The 1,703-nt window shown below is 77.7% G+C and carries 3 protein-coding genes; 1 reads left to right on the top strand and 2 read right to left on the bottom strand.

From position 1 onward, the window contains the following. Window positions 1-81: 81 nt before the first annotated feature. A complete protein-coding gene (locus tag ACWGB8_RS34985) occupies window positions 82-456 on the bottom strand; it encodes a hypothetical protein (protein ID WP_452217696.1) in 375 nt (124 codons plus the stop codon). A 65-nt stretch (window positions 457-521) separates the two neighbouring features. Beyond that, window positions 522-1,046 carry an STAS domain-containing protein gene (locus tag ACWGB8_RS34980; protein ID WP_452217695.1) on the bottom strand — a complete coding sequence of 175 codons (525 nt, stop codon included), beginning with the start codon at window positions 1,044-1,046 and terminating at the stop codon, window positions 522-524. Between the two features lie 154 nt (window positions 1,047-1,200). Between ACWGB8_RS34980 and ACWGB8_RS34975 the strand changes: the two genes are divergently transcribed. Next, complete coding sequence (locus tag ACWGB8_RS34975) at window positions 1,201-1,548, top strand: helix-turn-helix transcriptional regulator (protein ID WP_452217694.1); 348 nt, start codon at window positions 1,201-1,203, stop codon at window positions 1,546-1,548. Window positions 1,549-1,703 lie beyond the last annotated feature (155 nt).

Genomic DNA, 1,703 nt, shown 5'->3' with positions numbered 1-1,703 from the left:
ACGCAGCACCGCGCGGCGGGCCCCGGGCGTTCCGGGCTCAGGTGGGAGAGGTCTCAGGTAGGAGGTCTCAGGTAGGAGGTCTCAGGCGTGCAGGGCGAAGGGCAGGATCCCGAGGGCGACCGAGGCGGCCATCACCAGGAAGCAGAGCGCCGCCCAGCGCGCGCAGATCTCCCGGCACTCGCGCCGGTAGCGGCCCGCCAGCTGCCGGCAGCGCTCGACCGCGCGGTCCACGACCTCCTCGGCGTAGCGCAGCCGCTCCTGGGCGTACGCCTCCTGCAGGCTCGCACGCTCCTCCGGCGGCAGCCAGGGGAAGCGGCCGACGAACTCGGCGGCGTCCCGCTCGGCCGCCGACACCTCCGCCTCCCAGGCGAGGTAGCCCTCCAGGCGGGCGATCTCCACCCGGGTCTCGCGCCTGCGCGGGCCCCGCGCACGCGGCGGACGCTGCCTGCCACCCATGACCGCTCCTTGTCGGGTCGAGCGAGAGCGGTGGATCCGCCGCGCGACTGGCCAACTACTACCAGTCACCGTCCGGGTGGTGCGGTCCGACGCGCCGGGCCCGGCGGACCGCCGGGAGCGCGCAGCGGCGCGTCTGCCCCGTCCGCGACCAGCAGCGACCTGGTCTCGGTGAGGTCCAGCAGGCGCCCGACCCGCTCGCCGACCGTGCCCAGCCCGAAGGTGCGGCCGGCGGCCGCGGCCTCGCGGCGGATGCGCAGCAGCACCTCCAGGCCGGCGCTGTCGCAGAAGGTCACCCCGGAGAGGTCCAGCAGCAGGCCCACCGGGCCGGAGTGCAGGGCCGCGGTGAGGGCGCGCCGCAGCTCGGGGGCGGAGTCGTGGTCCAGTTCGCCGGCGACCCGGCCGACCACCGCGCCGTCGGCGGCGGTCTCCAGGTCCGCCCGCAGCCGCCCGTTGCCCGAGCGCATCCCCCACAGCGGCCGGGCGGCGGGCGCCCCGGGCCCGGCCGGCATGCCCGGATCGGCCGGCGCCGCGGGATCGGCGGGGGCGTCCGCCCGGGGCCTCGCGGCGGTCGGTTCGCCTCGGTCCGGCACGGCTGCCTCCCTGGTGCCCGTGGGCGGGTGGACGTGTCTGCGGCTGGTGCGTGCGTCGCGGCCGGTGCGTACGAGCGGAATCGGCACTCGACCGATACCGGAAGTCTATATCGGGTATCCGGAATCGCGAATGATGGGCGCATAGGATGGTGCCATGAAGCAGTCGGCCGCGCCCCGCACCTCGTGGACCTTCCTGACCAGCCACGCGCGGGTGCTGCTGCTCATCTCGCGCGACCCCTCGGTCCGGCTGCGGGACCTGGCGCAGTCCTGCGAGCTGACCGAGCGGGCGGTGCAGGCGATCGTCACCGACCTGGAGGCCGCCGGGTACCTCAGCCGCAGCCGCGACGGCCGGCGCAACCACTACCGGGTGCTCGACGGCACCACCTTCCGCCACCCCGCCGAGGCCGGCCACGAGATCGCCGGCCTGCTCCGGTTGCTGGGCGGCGCGCCAGCCGACGAACCGGCGCCCGACGGCCCCGACGGCGCCGCCGCGGAGAACTGAGCGCGGGCCGGACGGCCGCGGACGGGCGACCGCCCGCCCCCCGCGCGGCCCCGGGGCGGGGGGGGGCCGGGGGGGCCCGGCGGGGCCCCCGCGGGCGGGAGGCCATCCGGCGCAGGGACGGCGCGGTCCGTCCGGTAGGGGCGGGGGGCCCCGGA

The sequence above is a fragment of the Kitasatospora sp. NPDC054939 genome (assembly GCF_053610105.1).
This window is presented reverse-complemented; position numbering and strand designations above follow the sequence as displayed.